The sequence below is a fragment of the Pantoea sp. C8B4 genome, from assembly GCF_051336905.1.
Classification (GTDB): domain Bacteria; phylum Pseudomonadota; class Gammaproteobacteria; order Enterobacterales; family Enterobacteriaceae; genus Pantoea; species Pantoea rwandensis_B.
Map to the genome: position 1 here is coordinate 16,690 of NZ_JBGMNK010000003.1, position 21,077 is coordinate 37,766.

22 protein-coding genes, 1 tRNA gene and 1 pseudogene are annotated in these 21,077 nt (G+C 49.0%); 9 read left to right on the forward strand and 15 right to left on the reverse strand.

Annotated elements, in window-relative coordinates; all coding sequences use genetic code 11:
* Positions 1 to 14: 14 nt before the first annotated feature.
* The 5 genes from ACCW76_RS04715 to ACCW76_RS04735 form a co-directional block, all read right to left on the reverse strand.
* Entirely contained in the window at positions 15 to 719 is a 705-nt protein-coding gene (locus tag ACCW76_RS04715) for a GNAT family N-acetyltransferase (RefSeq protein ID WP_038649290.1), read from the reverse strand.
* Between the two features lie 144 nt (positions 720 to 863).
* Positions 864 to 1,358 carry an RcnB family protein gene (locus ACCW76_RS04720; protein ID WP_034826295.1) on the reverse strand — a complete coding sequence of 165 codons (495 nt, stop codon included), beginning with the start codon at positions 1,356 to 1,358 and terminating at the stop codon, positions 864 to 866.
* 160 nt (positions 1,359 to 1,518) lie between these two features.
* Positions 1,519 to 2,700 carry a serine hydrolase domain-containing protein gene (locus tag ACCW76_RS04725; RefSeq protein WP_436337910.1) on the reverse strand — a complete coding sequence of 394 codons (1,182 nt, stop codon included), beginning with the start codon at positions 2,698 to 2,700 and terminating at the stop codon, positions 1,519 to 1,521.
* 144 nt (positions 2,701 to 2,844) lie between these two features.
* Positions 2,845 to 3,627, reverse strand: coding sequence for a MetQ/NlpA family ABC transporter substrate-binding protein (locus tag ACCW76_RS04730; RefSeq protein ID WP_436337911.1), 783 nt, complete (start codon positions 3,625 to 3,627; stop codon positions 2,845 to 2,847).
* Between the two features lie 15 nt (positions 3,628 to 3,642).
* A complete protein-coding gene (locus tag ACCW76_RS04735) occupies positions 3,643 to 4,662 on the reverse strand; it encodes an isopenicillin N synthase family dioxygenase (RefSeq protein WP_436337912.1) in 1,020 nt (339 codons plus the stop codon).
* A 208-nt stretch (positions 4,663 to 4,870) separates the two neighbouring features.
* Between ACCW76_RS04735 and ACCW76_RS04740 the strand changes: the two genes are divergently transcribed.
* Positions 4,871 to 5,548: a YecA family protein gene (locus ACCW76_RS04740; RefSeq protein WP_045815920.1), complete on the forward strand. Its 678-nt coding sequence runs from the start codon at positions 4,871 to 4,873 to the stop codon at positions 5,546 to 5,548.
* Positions 5,549 to 5,689: 141 nt separating this feature from the next.
* On the opposite strand, the gene ACCW76_RS04745 is transcribed toward ACCW76_RS04740, so the two are convergent.
* From ACCW76_RS04745 to fliA, 5 genes are all read right to left on the reverse strand, one after another.
* Positions 5,690 to 6,739 carry a DUF1176 domain-containing protein gene (locus tag ACCW76_RS04745; RefSeq protein ID WP_436337913.1) on the reverse strand — a complete coding sequence of 350 codons (1,050 nt, stop codon included), beginning with the start codon at positions 6,737 to 6,739 and terminating at the stop codon, positions 5,690 to 5,692.
* Positions 6,740 to 6,979: 240 nt separating this feature from the next.
* Positions 6,980 to 7,309, reverse strand: coding sequence for a DUF1493 family protein (locus tag ACCW76_RS04750; protein ID WP_081946746.1), 330 nt, complete (start codon positions 7,307 to 7,309; stop codon positions 6,980 to 6,982).
* A gap of 280 nt (positions 7,310 to 7,589) precedes the next feature.
* Positions 7,590 to 8,168 carry a flagellar transcriptional regulator FlhC gene (gene flhC / locus ACCW76_RS04755; RefSeq protein ID WP_436337914.1) on the reverse strand — a complete coding sequence of 193 codons (579 nt, stop codon included), beginning with the start codon at positions 8,166 to 8,168 and terminating at the stop codon, positions 7,590 to 7,592.
* A 10-nt stretch (positions 8,169 to 8,178) separates the two neighbouring features.
* Positions 8,179 to 8,520, reverse strand: coding sequence for a flagellar transcriptional regulator FlhD (gene flhD, locus ACCW76_RS04760; RefSeq protein ID WP_038649313.1), 342 nt, complete (start codon positions 8,518 to 8,520; stop codon positions 8,179 to 8,181).
* A 311-nt stretch (positions 8,521 to 8,831) separates the two neighbouring features.
* On the reverse strand, positions 8,832 to 9,560 hold the full coding sequence (gene fliA, locus ACCW76_RS04765; protein WP_436337915.1) for an RNA polymerase sigma factor FliA: 729 nt from the start codon (positions 9,558 to 9,560) through the stop codon (positions 8,832 to 8,834).
* A 956-nt stretch (positions 9,561 to 10,516) separates the two neighbouring features.
* On the opposite strand from fliA, the gene ACCW76_RS04770 reads away from it, so the two are divergent.
* The 4 genes from ACCW76_RS04770 to ACCW76_RS04785 all read left to right on the forward strand — a co-directional run bounded on the left by ACCW76_RS04770 (position 10,517) and on the right by ACCW76_RS04785 (position 15,128).
* The gene (locus tag ACCW76_RS04770; RefSeq protein ID WP_436337916.1) at positions 10,517 to 11,203 is read left to right on the forward strand and encodes a winged helix-turn-helix domain-containing protein; all 687 of its coding nucleotides are present in this window, start codon (positions 10,517 to 10,519) and stop codon (positions 11,201 to 11,203) included.
* Complete coding sequence (locus ACCW76_RS04775; RefSeq protein WP_038649317.1) at positions 11,169 to 11,693, forward strand: hypothetical protein; 525 nt, start codon at positions 11,169 to 11,171, stop codon at positions 11,691 to 11,693. The genes ACCW76_RS04770 and ACCW76_RS04775 overlap by 35 nt, the downstream gene beginning before the upstream one ends.
* A 425-nt stretch (positions 11,694 to 12,118) precedes the next feature.
* Positions 12,119 to 13,405 carry an SIR2 family protein gene (locus ACCW76_RS04780; protein ID WP_436337917.1) on the forward strand — a complete coding sequence of 429 codons (1,287 nt, stop codon included), beginning with the start codon at positions 12,119 to 12,121 and terminating at the stop codon, positions 13,403 to 13,405.
* 1 nt (position 13,406) lies between these two features.
* Positions 13,407 to 15,128, forward strand: a complete 1,722-nt coding sequence (locus tag ACCW76_RS04785; RefSeq protein WP_436337918.1) for an ATP-binding protein — start codon at positions 13,407 to 13,409, stop codon at positions 15,126 to 15,128.
* A gap of 13 nt (positions 15,129 to 15,141) precedes the next feature.
* On the opposite strand, the pseudogene ACCW76_RS04790 reads toward ACCW76_RS04785, so the two are convergent.
* Positions 15,142 to 15,477 (reverse strand): annotated as a pseudogene (locus tag ACCW76_RS04790) (tyrosine-type recombinase/integrase); the annotation flags it as partial.
* Positions 15,478 to 15,602: 125 nt separating this feature from the next.
* Here ACCW76_RS04790 and ACCW76_RS04795 point away from each other — a divergent pair.
* Positions 15,603 to 16,226: a hypothetical protein gene (locus tag ACCW76_RS04795; protein WP_436337919.1), complete on the forward strand. Its 624-nt coding sequence runs from the start codon at positions 15,603 to 15,605 to the stop codon at positions 16,224 to 16,226.
* Positions 16,227 to 16,323: 97 nt separating this feature from the next.
* On the opposite strand, the gene yecR is transcribed toward ACCW76_RS04795, so the two are convergent.
* The 3 genes from yecR to ACCW76_RS04810 form a co-directional block, all read right to left on the reverse strand.
* Positions 16,324 to 16,665 carry a YecR family lipoprotein gene (gene yecR / locus ACCW76_RS04800; RefSeq protein ID WP_436337920.1) on the reverse strand — a complete coding sequence of 114 codons (342 nt, stop codon included), beginning with the start codon at positions 16,663 to 16,665 and terminating at the stop codon, positions 16,324 to 16,326.
* A 271-nt stretch (positions 16,666 to 16,936) separates the two neighbouring features.
* Positions 16,937 to 17,302 (reverse strand): hypothetical protein, encoded by a 366-nt coding sequence (locus ACCW76_RS04805; protein ID WP_436337921.1) that lies wholly within the window; start codon positions 17,300 to 17,302, stop codon positions 16,937 to 16,939.
* A 91-nt stretch (positions 17,303 to 17,393) separates the two neighbouring features.
* Positions 17,394 to 17,478: transfer RNA gene (locus ACCW76_RS04810), tRNA-Leu, on the reverse strand.
* A gap of 266 nt (positions 17,479 to 17,744) precedes the next feature.
* On the opposite strand from ACCW76_RS04810, the gene ACCW76_RS04815 reads away from it, so the two are divergent.
* A complete protein-coding gene (locus ACCW76_RS04815) occupies positions 17,745 to 18,260 on the forward strand; it encodes a DUF2501 domain-containing protein (RefSeq protein WP_038649319.1) in 516 nt (171 codons plus the stop codon).
* Between the two features lie 216 nt (positions 18,261 to 18,476).
* Here ACCW76_RS04815 and ACCW76_RS04820 read toward each other — a convergent pair whose 3' ends face one another.
* On the reverse strand, positions 18,477 to 19,853 hold the full coding sequence (locus tag ACCW76_RS04820) for a PLP-dependent aminotransferase family protein (RefSeq protein WP_436337922.1): 1,377 nt from the start codon (positions 19,851 to 19,853) through the stop codon (positions 18,477 to 18,479).
* Between the two features lie 168 nt (positions 19,854 to 20,021).
* On the opposite strand from ACCW76_RS04820, the gene ACCW76_RS04825 reads away from it, so the two are divergent.
* Entirely contained in the window at positions 20,022 to 20,462 is a 441-nt protein-coding gene (locus ACCW76_RS04825) for a GNAT family N-acetyltransferase (protein WP_436337923.1), read from the forward strand.
* Positions 20,459 to 21,064, forward strand: a complete 606-nt coding sequence (locus ACCW76_RS04830; RefSeq protein ID WP_436337924.1) for an FMN-dependent NADH-azoreductase — start codon at positions 20,459 to 20,461, stop codon at positions 21,062 to 21,064. Before ACCW76_RS04825 ends, ACCW76_RS04830 begins: the two co-directional genes overlap by 4 nt.
* Positions 21,065 to 21,077 lie beyond the last annotated feature (13 nt).

Here is a 21,077-nt window from a genome sequence, read left to right on the forward strand (position 1 = left end):
GGCCCTTCACAACCTTAACGCAGCGCTTCCAGTTTCATGCGCTGCGTCCCTTCTGCATTGAAATTCTCCGCTGCCAGCCAGCGTTCGAATGCCTGCTTAAGCGGCGGCCATTCGCCATCAATAATCGAGAACCAGCAGGTATCACGACTGCGCCCTTTATAAACAATCGCCTGGCGAAATAGGCCTTCAAACTGGAATCCCAGCCGCAATGCCGCTTTGCGTGAAGGTAGATTACAGCTGTCGCATTTCCATTCGTATCGACGATAGCCCAACTGTTCAATGGCATAACGCATCAGCAGATAGTGCGCTTCTGTTGCCATAGAGGTTTGCTTGAGCAGCGGTGAAAACGCCACATGCCCCACTTCCACCACGCCGTGCGCGGTGTCGATGCGCATCAATGCCAATGTGCCCACCGCACGCTGACTGCGCAGATCAATCACCGCAAAATGCATCGGATCCTTACCCTGCTCAATCTTGCGCGCATAAGCCAGATACTCCGCCTCACTGGTAAAGGGCTCAGCAAACATATAAGTCCAGTCACCACCATCAATGGCCAGCGCATAGGCGGCGTAGAGATCGCGACCGTGGCGTTCCGCACTTAAAGGTTCCAGACGGCAGTATTGGCCGTTGAAAGTCTCATAAGAGGGCCAGCTGCGCGGTTGCCAATCTGGCAATGGTGCACCGACTGGTTGTCCGTAGGCATTGGTGTGTTGCGTCATGGTTCAGTTCCTTTGTCAGTGAAAGCGTAATGAGCAGCGTGCCACTTTTCCGGCGCATTAAAAAGCACCCGAGAGGATGAATCTGAAGGAGGAGGGATTTGCAGGAAGCGTGGCAGCCTGACGGCCGCCACACAAAGGGAGAGATTAACCCTTGAAGAAGATGTCGCCAGATTTACCCATCACAATCTTGCCGCTGTCGTCGGTGATCAGGATGTAGTTGGCATTGATATAAGCCCAATGTGTACCAGGCTGCGGTGCTGGCAGGTGGCGTGGCTGCCACTCCACAATGGTGTACTGCTTTTTACGATACTCATCGGGTACCACATCACCGACTTTGTACTCTTTGTAGTCGATAATGATGGTATTCAGATCGTAATTATTTTGCCCGGCAGGGGCATCTTGCATCCCGTTCTGCGATGGGCGAATCGGTGCCACATCGCCGCTGGATTCCGCTGGTTCGTTGCTGGCCGGGGCATCCACTGCCGGAGCCTGAGTTTGTGCGTCGGGTGCGGTCTGCTGCACCTGAGGTGGCGGTGGTACGTTATCCGTTTGCTCGCCTTCAGCCAGTGCGGCTGGAGTCAGGCTCAAAGCGCCCAGAAAAATTCCTGCAGAAAGAAGGGTGACGTGTGTCCTGCGCATTGGTGATTTCCACTCTGGTTAATTATTAACTGTCCAATTTACTGACAAGTGCAGCACGCAGAAGGTTCCCCCGGCGCGCTTTGCGCGTCAAATTTCGCTGCACAGCATACCTCAGCAAAAGCGACTTTTGGCGCAGTAAAATTGCAAGCAACCATGTTCGTTACTCTGCCTGGTTCTTCTGTGCCAGATCCATCAACAGAGCAATACCCAGATAGTTGCTCCAGTTAAAGGCATTTTGCAGCACCACAATCGCATTGCCATTTTGTTTATCAAAACCGATAAAGCTGGAGTAGCCGCCAATATAGCCCACCTGATAGGTGATTTTCTGCTGACCGTAGGTGTCCGTGACCCAGGCAATATTTTGAGACTGGTTGCCATGCTGTTCATAGCCTTGGTTAACCTGAGCAAAAGCGGCATTGATGGGGGCGCTGGCGTCATTGTGTAAATGCGCATCCAGATAGCGGATTAAATCACGTGCGTTGCTATACAAACTGGCGGCGGCCACCATGTTATTGCTGAATGCCCAATCCGGCGTCAACTCACCACGCGGAATCAGCTTTGGCTGATCGCCCGCATGGCCCAGCGCACGCATCGGATAGCCACGCAAGCTTTGCGGTGTAAAGCTGCTGCTGGTCATGCCCAGGGGCTGGAACAGATTGCGTTGCGCCAGGCTTTCGATGCCCTGATGCAGACGATGCTTCAGAATATAGCCGAGCAGCGCATATCCCAGATTGGAATACTGCGCCACGGGTTTTGCTGGTGCGTCAAAATCAGCCAGATAGCTCAGCACTGCATCGCTATCGAGGTTGCCGTAAAAATTCTCTCCGCTGCGCAGATACGCCATAAATTTCATAAACATCGGCAAATCCATATCCTGACGCGGCAGGCCAGAGGTGTGCGTGACCAGTTGCAGCAGCGTGATGCGTTTTGCATCTTCACTGAGCGGCACTTCCGGCGGCAGCAACGTAGCAAGCGTATCGTTCCAGCGCAGCTCGCCGCGATCCACCAGCTCAATGATCACCTCCGCCGTTATGCCTTTGCTGAGCGATCCAAGCGCAAACAACGTATCGGGTGTGATCGGATAACGGTGTACCGCATCAGTCACGCCAAAACTATAAAACTGCGCAGGCTGGCGCTGATGGATAATCGCAATGCTGATGCCCGACACCTGCTTTTGCTGCATGTAATGCCGCACGATGTCATCGACGTTTTCATTAAAGGTCGCATGGGAGAGATAGACTTTATCGCCGACTGGCGCAGAGGTTTGTGACAGCGTGCCACAGGCGCTCAGCAATAGACTGCAGCACAACAGCAGCAAAAGCGAAATGATGCGCCGCATCATTCAGGAATCCTGGTAAAAGTTTTCATAACAATTGATTTGTATAATATTTTTTATTTTTAGCAAAACGTGCGATGGGTGTTTGTGGCGAAATATAACACAGATGGGGGTAATCGCCACCTGCCAGAAACAGGTGGCGGCTGGGAATTATTGATTCACCGGAATCACCGATCCTTGATAGTGCTGGTTGATAAATTCGGCAGTTTGTTTTGACTCCAGATCTTTGGCTAATTCAAGAATCCGCGGGTCATGTGCCAGTTTTGGCGTGGTCACCAGTACATTGGCATACGGATTATCTTTCGCTTGCTCCAGCGCTAGCGCATCTTTCGATGGCACTAGCCCTGCCTGCAACGCGTAGTTACCGTTGATGATTGCCAGCTGTGCATCATCCAGTGCACGCGGCAGTTGTGGCGCTTCGATTTCAATGATTTTCAGATGGTGTGGGTTGTCACTGATATCCGCTGTCGTGACCAGCGAATGGGATTGACTGCCCTTGAGTTTGATCAAACCGCTGTCCTGCAACAGATACAGCGAACGGCTTAAATTAGTGACATTATTGGGCACCGCGACCTGCGCGCCATCAGTCAGATCTTTCAGGGATTTCACTTTATGCGAGTAAATGCCTAACGGCTCAATATGCACCGTCGCCACCACGGAAAATTTCTCCCCCAGGGCTTTTTCTTGATCGCGCAAATAAGGCACATGCTGGAAATAATTAGCATCAACATCGCCGCGCGCTAACAGTTCATTGGCGTTGAGATTTCCGTTGAGCTCAATCACTTTCAGGTCGAGCTTTTTATCGGTTTGTTTGATGTGGTTGAGGATTTCACTGTGTGGCACCGGATCGGCCGCCACACGCAAAGCCGCTGCCGAAGCAGAGGTGCTGAACATCGAGAACAGTGCCAGCGTGGCTATCACCTTTTTAGTCATATGTTTTCCTTACTTTTATGATGTTTGAACCGTGTTCTGGGCATCGGTGTAGTAACGCGCTGCCACGTCGCGATGCGATCGCAAACGCCCTTTGAGATAGTTCCAGCCCACTTCACGCAGCAGCGGATTATTGGGATCGCTGGTCGGCCCACGCGCTTCAGCCGCGAGCGGCGCGGGTAATTGATAAATCGGTACTTCGGCATCCAACTGCGCACCCAGGAAAAAGGCGATGGAAACACGCTCCTTGTGTGCAGGTGGTGACAGCACGCGGTGTATCGTTGCGCGCAGATAGCCATTGGTCGCAATCTCTAGCAGTTCACCGATGTTCACCACAAATGCACCCGGTTTTGGCAACGCATCCACCCAGTTTTCTGGCGTCACTTCCACCTGTAATCCGGGCTGTTCATCCTGCAGAAGAAATGTCAGGAAGCCAGAATCTTTATGCGCACCTACGCCCTGTTGACTGGCATTGCTCGCCTGCCCGGGATAGCGAATCAGCTTCACATGTTCATTGGGATGCGAACCGTACAGCGCATCAAACGCATCCGGTGGCAGCGACAGCGATTTGGCAAACGCGCGCAACAGGCGCAGTGCGACATCCGTCATTGCCTGCTGCCAGGCGTGGATCACCGGCCTTAGCTGCGGCAGCGCCTCTGGCCATAGATTTGGTCCCTGCAGACGCTTCCAGGCGGGGTCGCCGTCTTGCAACGTTAATGCCATGCGTTCCGCGCCAATATCGAACTGCTCACGCTGATCGCGCTGTTCACGGGTATATTCCACACCAGCCCGGTTGTAGCCGCGGAAATGTGGCGAGTGGATCATTGAGACGCGTTGCTTCTCCTCATCCGGCAGGGCAAAAAATGCCTGAGTGATGCTTTGCACGTTCTGCAGCAGTTGTGGATTGATGCCATGATTGATCAGGTAGAAAAAACCGACATCACGCGCCGTGGTGCGCAGTTCAGCGAGATAAGGTGACTGTTCAGCATCCGGGAGTTCCAGCAGCGCCAAATCCAGCACCGGCAATGTTTCCGCCATAAAATTTGCTCCTTAACGCAATAAAATTCTGCGTTTACGCTGCCATTGGCGTCACATTCCAGCCAATACTGTTGCGCAATATGTTATGGCGAATGATTTTTAGGAAAGCTTCAGCAATCGATATGCAAAAAGCGGTAAATCCGTGCCGCTTCCCGCTATAATCGCGCCGTCAAAACTTTGCCTACCCGCACCACACAGGAGATGCCGTATGAACCAAGGCCCGTTAACCGAGAAAGAACTGAACTGGCTGGAAGATATGCTGGAGAAATACGGCAATGAACAGTCGGTGGTGGATACCTCCGAGCTGGATGGCATGCTGACGGCTCTGCTCTCCGGCCCGAACGATATCGAACCGAGCGAGTGGCTGGTGGCGATGTGGGGTGACAAGAAGCACATTCCAAAATGGTCCAACGAGCGTGAAATGGATCGTTTTATGGCGCTGATTTTCCAGCACTTCAACGATATTGCCGAACGTCTGGCGGAGTTTCCGGATCAGTTTGATCCGCTGTTTGGCATGCAGGAGATGGAAGGTCAGGAGTTCACCGTAGTGGAAGACTGGTGTTATGGCTATCTGCGCGGCGTGGCGTTAGATCAAGACTGGGATCAGCTGCCAGAGAGCCTGCAACCGGCGATGGAAGCCATTAAGCTGCACGGTAGCGAAGCGCAGTTGGCAACGCGCGAAGCGTTCTCGCCAGAGGAGTTTGAAGCCAGCATTGACGCCATTCGCCCAGCGGCGCTGGAACTGCATGAATACTGGCAGGAACAGCGCATGGCACAGCCGGATCCAGAACCTCAGCTGCCACACTTCGCGGGCGAGAAAACCGGCCGTAACGATCCCTGCCCGTGTGGTAGCGGTAAGAAGTACAAGCAGTGTTGCGGTAAATAACGCCACATCACCGTAAGAGGGCGTCAGGTCGCGCCCTCTCCTCAATCTGCTTTCAATGCTGCAACTTCACTGAACCCAACTCACGTCGTATTCGGCCCTCAGGCTGCCTCGTGCGGGCTTTTCGCAAAATCTCCCAACGTATTAAGAGGCAGGCTTCACCTCAGTGACCAGGGTCGGCAATTGCCATGCACCGCCAGCGCGAATCGCACGGCACATGCCGGTGGTGGCATCACTACTCTGGACGAAATCTTTGCCATCCCATACCCAGGCCGCTGTGCTCCAGCAGTCGCCAATACCGCGTCCTTTCTGTGCCTCAGAAATCACACCCTGGCTGTAATCGGAACCGGAATCAGTGATCAGCTGCGGTTTACCCTGTAATGCACGATCCATCAGCCAGTAGCCATAGCCTTCGTTATAGGCGCCGCGCCAGCATAGCGCGGCAATCAGCACATGCGCGTCATCCACTGGCGTTAATGTGAGTGGCTCAGCGCCTTCTTCGGGTTGATCATCCGTAGGGTCCAGATTATCGCAGCTGTCGTCATCGGTTAGTGAAGCAATCAGCTTCGGCTTGAGCAACGCCAGTTCATCCGCACTCAACGGACGCGGCGCGGCTTTTTCGACGTTGACCTGCTGGATCACCGGCATCGCCACTGCTGCGGGAACACTGTTTTCAGGCTTATTGCCTTTGCGCACCAGTGCGCCAGGCGTACTCAGACGGCCCTGCGCATCGTCCATCTTCAGCAGCGTGGCAAAGGCGCCATTACTGGAAAGCTCGAACGGCTCTTCGCCCCCGCGAAACTCCACTTTGCCACTGCCTTTGATAGCATTAATCAGCGCCAGCGTTTGAGCGTCGGTTAGCGTCCACTCATCGTTCTCCGCTTTGGTGACCTCGCCCTGGGCGTGATCATCAATCCACAGCGCCAGTGCATCCACTTGCTTAGAGTCATCATCGCCAGTATCAGCCAGCACCACACGGCCGTGGGTCGGTGCATTGGGCCCGCCCTCACGCGTAAGCAGTACTGAGCCCCCTGCGCCCTCTTCAGCGCTGTAACCCGCAGCACGGCAGGTCAACGTATTGTCACAGGCGAGCTCCCAGTCTTTATGGCTAAAGGAGACGCCGTCTTCATCTGCCAGCAATGGTGCGCTCAAACTGGTGAGCAGTGCGAACGCCAGCAGCAATCGGGTTTTCATGCCATCACTCCATAACGGTAAAGGTGGCTAGTGTGATGATTTTTAGGGCGCGGGAGAAGTGAATTTTTTGCGCTGATAGCCAATCTACAGTGACGCTACAATCTGCTTGTGGACACCGCACCGCTTGCCTTTCGGCCACAGAATAGCGGTGACTATGTGATCACTGCGTTAACGCTGCAGGATTAGCAGAAGGAGAAAGTGGTTTTGCTGTGCATGTGAAATGATTAAACGGCGTTGGCGCTACTCATACAGCCAACGCCCTGCCTTGGCAGATTCGATCAGCATGCTCAGGGTAAAATCAGGCACCACAGGGACTTCACGCTTGTTGAAGGGATTCAGTATCTGCGCCAGTGACGGTTCGTCCGGATAGTAGGTATCAATCAAAAAACCGCCGCGATCTACCGCGAATTCGCTGAAGAACTCGTCCATCAACGCCTGCGCTTCTTCACGCTCGAAGTTCAGATCGGTATCGATATCAATCTGCGGCGTGAGTGTTTTTTGTTTAAACAGATAGACACCGTCGTAGCGGCGCACTAATTCGTAGATACGCTGGTCGATTTCGTCGGTCATCACCTACCCTCCTGTTAAACCAGCGGCTATTCTGCCATGCAATCTCATCTGCCAGGTAGCGCAAATGATAGCACTGTGCCGCTCTGCTTCATGCGCTGCCAATAAGCAGTCGTTCGATGGCTTGAAACCGCGCAGCCAATTGGTTTCCGCCAGAAAAAACATTAAATTACATAAAGATAAACAATAAAATTCATTCAATGACTCCTTCAGTGTTGATAGCCCGCACCTGAGCGCGGTGCGGGCTAATAACTTTCTGGTCATCATGGATGATTTACCAGCTTCACACGGTCACCGGAAGAAAGGTGGCGGCTGCCAGGACGTGTTGTTTATTCACGTGATCGACAGGAGATTTTTTACAGGCGCGGGAGGGGGGACTGCACAAACTGCAGGTAAAGGGTTTTTTGATGTTCTCGGTGATCACCACATATCCCCCCTGGCAGATTCTGCACGTTGTGCGGGAAATAATACCGCAATCAATAAAGCGTAATAAGGTCCAGGCGCGTGTAAGTCCTAATATTGGCTTTTCATGGCTTTGAGCAGCACACTGTTCCAGATAGAGTCGGTAAGATTTCATCAATACGTTAATTGGCGGCCCTTTTTCCGTCAATTTTAAATACAGATAGATGTTATAAAACATCGATGCGTGAATATTTTGCTCCCATGACATAAACCAATCTTCTGAGAAAGGCAGCATACCTTTTGGCGGAGGTACTCCTCGTAACGCTTTATATAAGCGTAATAATCGTCGGCGGCTTAGAGATGTCTCAGATTCTAAAACCTGCATACGTGCGCCGAGCGAAATCAACTCCATAGCGATATGATCATCAAGCATTTCCTGCAACAAATTCTTCTCACTCATTCTGATCACCTCAATCTGTTGTTACGAGATCTTTATTGAGCGAATTCAGTAAATCCGTCGACAAGATAATGCCCGTGTGAATGTTCTGTAGTGCCTCAATTCGTGATTCTTTCGTGAGATTCTCAATCAAGAATTCATCATCAATGCGTAAGCGGCAAATGAATTGATTGGTCGAGGCCAACTTCATCAATTGAGGTAACGTCAGAACCTTAAGATTATCGATGGTCGCCTCCGATAACCCAAGGCGAAATCCTGCTGCAAACTTATCCTGTCTAATTAATTGTTGCGCCAGTAAAAGGTAAGATAAATTCAAATCGTGGATATGCGGAAGATACTCATCAAAGTCAGACATTGATAACACCTTGTGTTTATCGTGCGGAGCACGGGTTCAATAAGAGAGGAATATCTATTCCCATGTGATGCTAATCATCGTGTGATCGTGAGTTAAACGTTTTTGCCAGCGACGCGAAAAACACTGATCAACGATTGAGTCGCATCCAGCAATGAAAAAATGATATCCATCAGAAATTCCCGTAACAATACCGCAGAAAAGACTGACTGAGAAAATCTCTTTAAGATCATGATTAATAAAGATAATAAGATTATTAATTCTTATTAATTATCAAGTTCATCCGTTAGCGGATCCTGAGTTTCTTCAAACCTTTAGATCGCTTCATCATAATCCATACGACTGCGCAAACGTTTTAATGCCAGACTGTGAAGCTGGCTCACCCGTGTTTCTGAAATATTGAGAAACAGAGCGATTTCGCGCATATTGAGATCATGATGATAATAAAACTGTAAGATGATTCTTTCCCGCTTCGGCATAAAACGTAAGTATTGCGTAATAAGCTGAATCAAATCTTGCTGGATTGAATGATGCAAAGGGTTTAACAAAGCATGTTCATCGTTGGCCTGTTCCCATAAATCGGCATAATGCTCTCGCAGTTCATCAATCGAGTGAAGCTGGCTATTATATTTATCTTCCAGCATCTGATGGAAACCCCGCAGTGGAACCCCCATTCGCTCGGCAATATCCCGTTCACTCGCGCTCGAGCCTTTCTCCTGTTCAACAATCTTGATAATTGCAGAAATTTGACGCGAATGCGTTCTGACACGACGTGGTACCCAATCACGCCCGCGCAGTTCATCAATTAACGCCCAACGCACACATTGTGTCACCCAGGCGCTGAGGGCAACGCCTTTCTTCTCGTCAAAGCTGTCAACGGCGGCAATAAATCCCATTGCACCTGCTTGAATGAGATCATCGAATTCTACGCTATTTGGTAGCCTTTTTTGCAGACGCAACACCTCCTTTCTCACCAGAAAATGATATGTCGACCACAAATCACTTTTATCATCAATTCCGGATGTTGTGTATAACACATCCATATTAACCACCCTGTAACAGTCTTTAAACTGATTATCGGGCGAGTGCTATTGTTTAAATAGTGCGATAAGATTTCATTACCAATGCTATTTAATCTCTTTCATTCGTCAATGAATAGCGCGTTAAAATATCTCTCTCAACTGAGTCTTTTGTACCGATATTAGATAAAGCCAACCCCCTTCGTTGTCACCAGCAAAATCCCGTTGATGCCAATGCTCTGCTCGTCAGATGCTGAGATAATTTTCCCATTAGCTCTCTCACTTGCACGACCGCACTCACGATTTCCTGCTTCACCACCCTGTCATGATTCACCTAACACGATCCGGCACCGAAATGCAGATCCTCAAAGACACAAGGACGATGACTTCCTGTCAGCATCAGCGAAGCATGTTTACGTATTCAGGATGCTGATTTCCCGAGAAAAGTCCCCGCCATGAACCGCGACAACACCCTGCAGTAGCGAGCATTTCCGTGCTGTCTCAAGTCAATCAGGTGTAGCAGAGTGGGCTGAGCCTGCGGCATCAATCAGTACCTCACCTTGCTAACATTTAGCGTGCCATTTTCGACTTCCCGCTATGGGGCTACCTGGCTGGTTCGCCTTTTTTCTGATGAAAAATACTAATCATTATTACGTTAACAACTTACGAGTAGCGGTTATTAGCATTGTTAATTATCGATAAAAAATAACCACATAATTTTAGCGGTTTACCTATCATAAAAAACATTAATGATTAAGGGGCTTTTCAACATTTTTCAGGAAAATAATCGCAGGAAAGTGCTGAAAATCTGGCACTCTTTAGCTGAAAAATGGGAACGGTGACCGCAAAAATAACATTAACAACCGACCCGCTCTTTACCCTAATTGATAGACAACTTCTTTATGCCCAACACAATCCTACTTGGACAGGCAGCCAGATTAGACAGACGTACTCGTATACTAAGCCGGACGCTGGATAATATGTCCGTGACGTTGCCCGCCAGCGCCGCGCGCTGCCTGTATGCACTCGCGGAGGCGCAAGGCGAAGTGCTGACGCATGAACAGTTGATGGAGATTGGCTGGCGCCGTGACGGTTATGCCGCAACCGATAACAGCGTACGCGTGATGATTAACAAGTTACGCCGTGCATTCATGTCGTTGGAGCTTGAGCAGCAGATTAACCTGCTGGCCGTCACGCGCAGCGGTTACCGCTTAATCATTAATGTCCCACCAGCCGTCGATCACTCCGTGCCAGTGGCGATGCCCCTGACGCCGCCTGCTCATGGCACGCTGACCTGGCGACGCGTAACAGGCATCATCGCCGCCGGTATCACCGCCGGGTATCTGGTGGCATTGTTGGTACAACACTTCTTTCTGCTCACACCAAAACCGATCGATTTTGTCAGCTGGCATGGCCCGGCGATTCCGGATGGCAGCAGCGTCTGGGTGCCGAAAGGACATCATACGCAGCACGCATTGATTGAAACCACACTGCGCACCTATCGCCGTTATGTGCTGGATGCGAACCCGGACAAACCCGCAGCAAAAGTGCTGTATGTCACGCTCAGCTCCGCCAACAATCCGCAACATCAGGGCGTGATTGCCTGCCAACAACCCTTTGAGGAGGCGAAAAATGCGTGCGAGTCCTTCTATTTTCGCCTCAATTAAATCCCCGTGGCTCTGGCTGTTTGTCGGCGGCTTTGTGCTGGCGTTTAGCGGCGTGATCGGGCGCTGGCTGGCCACCAGCGCGCAGCAGTCCCAGTGCCGGTTTCCACTGGCGTTTTATGACATCAAAAGTGAGCGTGAATGGGTGCTGACGCAGGGGATTTACCGCAGCTATCACGATGGCTTCAGTGAGGGACATTTAACCTATCTCGGCACGCTTTCTCGTTTTATGGATGGGCAACTTATCGCACCTGCCACCCCGATTCATCGTGCGGTGTGGTTTAACGGCGAGTTCAACCACAACCTGCTGAAAATCACCGTCACGCAACACAGCCGTGGCCTGGGTGACAAAAGCCGCGACGAGGACGTGCAAAAGTATGTCTTCCCGCATTGGCAAGCAGGCGATGTCAGCGTGATTGCTCTTTATCTCTTTAATGGCCGCGTGCTGGCCTCCGGCACAGAGAGCGTGGCGCGTAATGTCTGCATCAGGTAGCCAGAAATTTAGCGCAGCGATTCTGACAACGGCTCAAGGTGCTCAAACAAGTGTGTGATGTAAGGGGTAAAAAAGGGCAATCCCCTCACTGCCGCTGCCCGGCCAGCGGCTTTTGTGTGTCTTCGCTTTGTCTTTCTGTAGCCATTTTTCTGCCCAGCCGCTTTGTAAATAGTGATGCATACATAGCGCGCATGCATTTGCATGAAAAAACATGCACCGCTTTCACCCGTTCAGGCCATACCAGGCGCGGTCCGGTCCGCGTCATGCATCTGCATGAAAAGCGATGCATAAAGCGGGTAGGCGTGGCGGGAATAGAATTGCGCGCAATGCCTACATAAACAAATATCTAGGATGGCTTTTTATTAGCCCGTCCTATGTAGTAGATTTATGAGCACTAAACCACTATATCTCAAGGGATCCTGACTATGACTAATACTCCGGATGGATACATTTCATATTTAAAACCCGGCAGTAACAATTGGAAAGCTCTAAGCGAAGAATCGTATATTTATTGGCGTGACATTCAAGCGAACAAAATTATACAGGACGCAGGCGCATCTCCCCTGCTAGCGCTACCATTATCTGACATAGAAAAAAAAGTTTTAAAAGAAAATCAGGCCTATATAAATGACTTTTTACTTCGATCTTTACAATTCCCAAACCTATCATTTTTCGCAGGAAGTGGTACCTCTCTTGGTGATGTTGGTGGCCCTAGTATGTGGGACCTTTGGGAATGTGCCATGTTGGAAGATCCAATAGAAAATGAGGAAAGGAAACTTAAAAAAATTGGTTTAAGCGTATGCGAAAAAGTTAAATATACAGATATTGAATATCCTAATATTGAGCATTTCCTCTCAAATTGCGAGGCATTCCTAGCATTTCACGAAGACGATGAAGTTCTAGATTTTTTAAATCAAGTTAAAACAGTCATATTAAATAAATGTCGATCATTTTTGGAAGATGGAACCAGTGACATTTCTTCTTATGTAAATTTACTCCAAAAAATGGGCAGGAGAAGGGTTAGGGATCCAAGATTAAAAGTATTTACAACTAATTATGACTTAACTTTTGAGACTGCCGCCTCAGAATTGGGAATGATGGTTGTAGACGGACTTTCATATACTGGCATCAGAAGATTCGATGGTAAATATTTCAACTATGACGTTGTTCACAGAGATGAGAATGAACATGAATTCGTTGAAGGAGTATTTAACCTATTTAAACTACATGGTTCTGTTAGCTGGGTACGGAAAGATGGTCAAATATATGAAAATAATACCCCGTCAGCAACAAATGCTTGCTTGATATACCCTGCAAAAGGGAAATATCAACAAGCATTTATTCAACCTCACCTTGAGTTGCTTTCAAGACTTCTCGACTCCCTTCGCAAAAAGAATAATTGCCTTGTCATTTCAGGATTTGGATTTAATGATGACCACCTTTCAGAACCTATTTACTCAGCAATAAAATCCAATCCAAGCATGAGATTAATTGTGGTTGATTTCAAATGTACCACTCACATAAATAATAATGGTAAGAACGGCTCCAGTAAATACTGGTCATTACTTAAAGAATTATCACTATCAGGTTATGATATACATTTTTTAAATGCCTCATTCAAAGACTTTGTAAATTTAATCCCCAACCTTAGAGCCCTGACACCTGCGGAACAGTTAGCAAAAGCTATCAAACAAGTAGGAGTTAATAATTAAAATGTGCAACTCAATATTAAAAAATGGCATTTTAAGAAACTATTTAAAAGTTGGCGTTATTTCTTCAATTTTTGCACAAATGGTAAGAGTTAACCTTGTCTATGCTGGTGAAGTAAGTGGAACCTATATTGAAGGGAACCGTTATGGAAAAGGGGAAGTTGGTGAGATCTTATTAATCGAAGGGCAACAATCTATAGTTTTAGGCCGGTTGATTGAGGTCAGATTGCCAGAACGGGAACGTGGTGAAGTCTCAGGGGAATCACAGGGCAATAAAAAAGTTGATGCTATAGGTACAATACAGCTTCTTGGTACGATTGATGCGTCAAGTTTCCGTGTTGATTCTGGAATTAAAGCCTATCCTCGGTTAGGGGACAGGGTATATTCTGCACCATTAGACTTTATTTCATTAATACCTGAGTTAATAAACCGAAGTATAGATGATAGTAGTGAAAACAGAATAGGAATCGTTTTAGGTAATATATCTGGAGGATCAACAAGTATTGTCACCGTTGAGCCAGACAAACTTTTTGGTCGACACTGCGCAATACTGGGAGCTACAGGCGGAGGGAAAAGTTGGACAACCGCAAAAATTTTAGAGGAATGTGCAACCCACAATAATTCAAAGACTATTATTCTTGATGCAACAAGTGAGTATAGATCATTTAACTCCGAGTATTGTTCCCATTATCATTTAGGTTTGCCAATTAATAAAGCTAACGGCTCGCTTGAATTCAGAATCCCTCCAACAGATTTTATGGAATCAGATTTTATTGCCATATTTGACCCTTCTGGAAAAGTTCAAGGGCCGAAACTGAAAGAAGCGATTAAGAGCCTCCGATTAGTATCTATTGACTCGACTATAGCTACCAATGGAATTTTAAGAAAAATCAAGCAACCTAAAACTGATTACCGTCGATCAATGAATACTGGTGACAACTCAAAATTAGTTGACAATCCATCTCAACCGTTTGATGTTACAAAATTAATACCTCAGATAGTGCAAGAGTGTTGCTTTGATAATGGAGATGAGTCGTGGGGTGCCGCAGCAACTCAAGACCTAAGCTATTGCTCCTCTTTATTAACACGAATACAAGCAGTGACATATGCCAGTTCACTAAAAGCTGTATTTCATGGCGATGAGGGCGTAGCAAAACTTGGCGACATAATGCAAGGCTTTTTAAGCTCAAATAAAAGAGTTCTTCGTTTATGTATGAGTGATGTTAGCTATGAATTTTTCGCAAGGGAAATATTAGCAAATGTTATTGGGAGAAAACTTCTAACTCTGGCAAGGCTTGAAGAGTTTAGGAAAAAACCACTACTAGTAATAGTCGATGAGGCCCATAACTTCCTAGGGAAAAGGGTAGGCTCAGAAGACCATTCTGTTAAACTTGATGCCTTTGAAATGATCGCTAAGGAAGGAAGAAAGTACGGACTCAATATTTGCTTAACAACTCAAAGACCCAGAGATATAACTGAAGGTGTTTTAAGCCAAATTGGCACTTTACTAGTACACAGATTAACGAATGACAGAGATCGAGATGTTGTAGAGAGAGCATGTGGTGAAATAGATAAATCTGCTGCTTCATTTTTACCAAGCTTAAAACAAGGGGAAGTTGCACTTGTAGGAGTTGATTTTCCCATTCCAATGACAATTCAAATAGCACAACCAACTTACCCTCCAGAATCTGATTCTCCAGGTTATCGTAAAGTTTGGACAAAATAATTTAGCAGGGTCTTTAGACCCTGTTTCTTTTTGAACTAATCAGTTTCGCAAACTCGAATGACGTAATATGTTTCTCGGAGTTATACATTAAATAATCAGCCTACCACTGCACCATTGACCTACGTTCATCCAAATGCTCAGAAGTATGAATTATAAGCCGCACGTACATTATTACGCTTTGTATGGCTCAACTGACGTTCAATCGCATCATCGTTCCACAGCCCTGATTCACCTAACGCACCACGCGCCATCGTCTAAACCCATGCCCGTAGACCTCAGTTTTCGTGTCATATCCCATCGTACTCAGCACGCTGTTTACCGTGTTTTCACTCATAACTTTAGTTGCGTTTGACCTCTAAGATATTTTTGCATATTTAATGCCGATACAGGGGAAGTCATTGCAGCTTCCTTTCAGTGAGGTAGGTTCAAAATCGTAGATTGGGGTGACTTGATATGGGAAGCGTTGGATATTCAGTGACAAAAGCATTAGATGAATTCGACAGAGGCGATCTGGATGGTGCGGTCTTACACGCATGTAACGCTTTTGATGGAACATCTGGAAAGCTACACCCCGAAATGCGCAAACATCGGCTTCGGTTTACGCGAACACTCAGAGAGCATTACGCCATCTTTGGACCAATGGGGATGCCGAACATCAATCTGGAAGAGACATTCTGGCCCGCACAAATTTATGAAAATCAAAAACTCACTGATAGGCCTGACATTGCTGATGTGATTTACGGTATACACAGATGCACTCACGGACATGGAGACGAGTTGCCAGAAGGATTTGAGTTGATACCGGATGCCACTAATCGAAATCAAAACACAACCATAGTTGCAAGCATTGGTAAAGTGCGTTTGTCAGACCGCATCATCTTTGGCCTTTTGGCTGTAGCTGTGCTTTCCGCCGTGAACATAGGACAAAAAGTTCCGGATGGTTACTATCTGACGTTGGGAAGCGAGATTTTGAATATCAATGATTGGTGGGGGAGATCTGACGATTTCATGCGATTGGTTGAAAAGCAAAACCTCATAAGCGTTAAGCTTGATTTAGAAGATTGGTTTGAAGAACTTGCGAGAAACAAAGAGTCTTGATGCTCAGGTGTTCAAAATAAGAACTTCAACGTTGTGCGTTAATTTCTTTTAAGCCATGCCCCAGTTAAGCAGATTGAAGCACGGCTTGTCGCAGTCATTATTTGACGTTGCCGCCCAAGCATTGATATTGCTTTGTCACGCTGCCATTCAGAAGCTGTCCGAAGCCGTTACGCTGCCCTTCAGTCCGAGCATGAGGTGTGAGTTCTTCTGCACTTTCATATCCCCACTTACTACATACACGGGTCGCAATACCAACGGCTTCACCCCAACGTGCTTTACTTCCATCATCCATCAGAGGTAGGTTCTCTGAGTTCACATAGCCGACGGTAACAACGCCACCAGCGCGATCTGCGTTAACAACCTCAACCGGTTTGTCTGTTGAAGTGGCGCACCCTGCCAGAGTCATAGCTGTAGCAATAACCAAAAGAGTTTTCTTCATTTTCCGCTTCCATGAGATTAATTTTGATGTGACCAGTTAGTAGGTCTTTTTGGTAACCAAGCTATTAAACCCCAAACATGTCGAACCAGGAATATTCCTAATCATTTTCTACTAAATCTGGTAGGTGAGTGAGCACATCCCTTGTGCGAAGCTCTCTGCCGCTTTTTGGCGGGCTTCTACATTGCTTTTGAGGTTAGCCATGCCTTCAATACCCAACTGAAAACACTGTTGAGGATAAAAGTCCCATCAGAAGAATCAGTCTCAACTTCTTTTATATCATTGATAAAAAACCTTTCTTTTTTGCGGCAAACCAAAAAATAGGGATGTTACGATCAATGATGTTTTGAATTACATGGCTGCTTGAGAGTTCAATGGCATGTGACAAAGCTGCCAAAGAAATCATCCCCACTCCTGCCGTGAGCGGTGCGGCTGCATTTAAGGTCAGAGCGTCCAATTGTTCATACTCGATGAGAACCTGATGCCAGACAGCCAACAGCTTTGCATCTGAGAGATGATAAGAACCTGTTGATGTGTGAATCTCACACTGACCAGCGTATCTACGAAAACGGAGCGGAATACTGATGCGAACAACATAAATGCCGCTGCTTCTGCGATACAGGTTTGTTGATTGAGACATCGCCTCGTGCTACCTCTTTGTAAGAGAGTAAGCGCGATAATTAGGAGGGCGTGAGAGTTTCCCGAGTTAAATCATAACTTTAAGCTAGTTATGGTGCCGAAGGTCGGACTCGAACCGACATGTATCTCTACGGTTGATTTTGAATCAACTGCGTCTACCGATTTCGCCACTTCGGCACTGAAGAGGATGCGGAAAACGTTGGCGATTATACCGTTACGCGCAGAGTGCGCAACACTAATCGACAGCGCTGTGCGCTAAGCGTTGAAAAAACCAGCACTTCGCCATTTATGTGGCGCAAACGCGGCAGCTTGAGCGCCCTTTCGGCGCTTTCCTGTACAAATTCCAGAACATTCCCAAACTCCCTCTACTTCGGAACTTTCCGTGCTTACGCCTCTCTTAACCAAAACTGACAACGTCAGATGTATAAAACAAAGAGGTTGAGATGAACAAAGCAGCGCAACGCATCATTTTGGGATTGGGTATCGCGGCAGCAATGGCGGCAGGCAGTGCGTCGGCAGCGAGTTGGCAGGATCAGCTGAGCAGCGCGGCATCGCAGCTGTCTCAGCAAAACAGCGGTTCTACCACCACCAGCAGCACGCAGAACGGCGGTCTGTCGCTCTCTTCGCTGAGCGGTTTACTGAATGGCGGTGACAAAGCGGTCAGCTCCAACAGCATGACCAACGCCGCAGGCGTCATGTCCTACTGCGTGCAGCACAACGTGGTGGATAACAATGTGGCATCGGTGAAAGATCAGGTACTGAGCAAGCTTGGCCTGAGTAGCCCTGCCGCACAAGAGCAGAAAACCGATTATCAGCAGGGTCTGCAAGGCTTGCTGAACACCGGCAACGGTCAGCAGCTAAATCTGCAGAGTCTGAGCAACTCGCCGATGGGTGAGAAACTGAAGACCAAGGCCTGTGACGTGGTGCTTAAACAAGGCAAGAAATATATCGGCATGTAATTCCCATCATCTTTCGGGTTGCAGGTGCGCTGGCGGCTTTCGTTCCCCCGCATCGCTTACTGAGTAAGTGCATCGGGCGTCTCTCAATAGCCGCCGTACTGCATCCAGAATGATAGTGGGTGAAGTGACTATGAATAAGACGCGAGCTGTCCCTCGCGTCTTATTTAGTATTGATGGGGGGCGCAATAAATTGCGCCGCCACGGGCCATTAATCCGTCAGCTCATCAACCCTTTAGTTTCTTCTACCACTCTCTCCAGCACATTCACTGCCTGCTCAAACGATCGAATATTGGTGTAGCCGATCACCAGTCCGTAGCGTTTCTGGGTTTGCGTATACCAGCCTGAAAGCGGCAACACGCGCAGCTGATGACGCTGCCAAATCTCCGCCAGCGCCACATCCTGAATACCTCGCTGCAGGAAGGCCACGATATGCATGCCGCCATCAGTGAGTTCAAAGTCAAACAGCTGCGGAAAACAGTGCTGTAGCGCATCCAGCATCATGCGGCGGCGCTGCTGGTAGAGAATCCGCATCTTCTTGATATGACGATAGAAGTGCCCTTCACTGAGGAACTGTGCGAGGATTTTCTGCGGTAACAACGGCATACCGGTTTCGAGGATTTCACCCAGCTCGCGGAAGCGTTCAATGGTCTGTTGCGGCATCACCAGATAACCCACGCGCATCGCGGGCATCATGGTTTTGCTGAAAGTGCCGGTATAGATCACCCGATCGTGCACATCAAGGCTTTTTAGCGCCGGGATCACTTTGCGCGTGTAGTGAAACTCGCCGTCGTAATCATCCTCAATGATCCAGCTGCTGTTCTGCTGCGCCCACTCCAGCAATTGATGCTTACGGGGTAGTGATAACGTCACCGCAAGCGGGCTCTGATGGGTTGGCGTGACCACCGCAAAGCGTGCGTCTGAGTGATAACGCTGGAGGAAATCCACGTCGAGACCTTCACGATCCACCGGCACATAGTGCAGATTCGGTGCGATGCGCTTTAACAGTTTCTGCCCAAAGAAATAGCCCGGGTCTTCAAACAGGACTTTGTCGTGAGGATGGGCCAGCACGGCCAGGATGAGGCGCAGGTTGGCACGATAACCGGTGGTGATAAAAATCTGCTCCAACTGGCAGTTAAGCCCGCGCGAAATATTGAGATAGCTGGCAATCGCCTCACGCAATGGCTGGTAGCCCATAATGGCGGGCATGATCATTTCATCGGGCCGCAACGTTCGCGCCGCCTTTCCGGAGGTCAGCAGCCACTTCTTGTGCGGGAACTCATCCAGTGCCGGAATACCCAGCCGCAGCTCGCCTTTGCTTTCAATCACCGGATGTTCGAGCGGTGTGGAAGGTGGCGCCGTGGTGACCAGGGTGGCTTCACCGAGATTCAGTGCGGGGTTCACGCGCGTGCCCTTCGCGCCCTGGCTGACAAAGTACCCCTCTCCAATGAGGATTTCGTAGGCGGCCTCCACAGTTTTGCGCGCGACTTGCAGCTCACTGGCTAACACGCGGATCGCCGGCACCCGGTCGCCTGGCTTTAAGCGCCCTTCCAGGATCTGCAGGCGATAGCGAGCGTAGATTTCTTTGTAACCCATCTGTCTTCCTTCATCACGATGAGGAGCACATGAATGCGCTCTGGAGAGTGAGCGTATGACTCAGCAGCATAACCATGTCCTACCTGTTTTCTCCTATATTGACCCTTTTCCCTTCGACATAGAAGTTTAAGATGTCCCCATCAACCCGACAACCGCTTGCAGGCTGCTATGAAGATTGTTCATTACCAAACGCCCACGGAGCTGGCCTGCTGCTATGTATTGATGCGCGAACTGCGTTTCAAACTGAAGGATGAAGCTGCGTTTGTGGCACAGGCACAGCGTCAGCAATTACAGGGCTACCAACTGGCGGGTATCGAACAGGATGGTCAACCGGTGGCGCTGGCGGGCTATCGCCTGCTGGAAAACTTTATTCATGGCCGTTTTTGCTACATCGATGATTTGGTGACCTGCACCAACACGCGCAGCCAGGGTTTGGGGGCCGCACTACTGCACGGTCTAGCGCAGCATGCACTGGAACAAGGCTGTGGCCGCATCGTGCTCGACACCGCGCTGAGCAATCAACGGGCACAACAATTTTATCAACGCGTCGGTTACCACGCGTTGGGACTGCATTTTTATCGCGATCTCGCTGAGGGAGAAAATTCATGAAACTGCTGCATATTCAGGTCAGCCCGGATCTGGCCGGATCGGCCTCACGTCACGCCTCGGCGCGTTTGGTGGAGAAGCTTCGCGCCCAGCATAGCGATCTCGAAGAGACGGTACTGGATCTGGCGCAACATCCGTTGCCGCACCTGGATGCCTTCACCATTGGCGCGTTCTTTACCCGCCCGGAGGATCGTAACGATGCACAGCGTACCGCCATTCAGACTTCGGAAAACATGGTGGATCAGCTGTTCGCCTGCGACACCCTGGTTATCTCGTCGCCGATGTGGAACCTCGGTTTGCCGTCGGTGCTGAAAGCCTGGTTCGATCATATCACTCGCGCCGGACGCACCTTCGCGTTTACACCGGAAGGGACCAAAGTCGGTCTGGTGAACGGCAAAAAGGTGTACAGCGTGGTCGCCAGCGGCAGTGTGTTTGCCCACGGCCCGTTTGTGCAGGATGACCAGTTCACCCCTTACATCCGCGTGGCACTGGAATACATCGGCATCACCGATGTGGAATTTATCCGCGTGGACGGTACGCACGATCCCGTTAGCCGCGACACCGCATTACCCCAGGCTCTGCAAGCTATTGACCGCTTATTTTGAATGAGGAAAACAT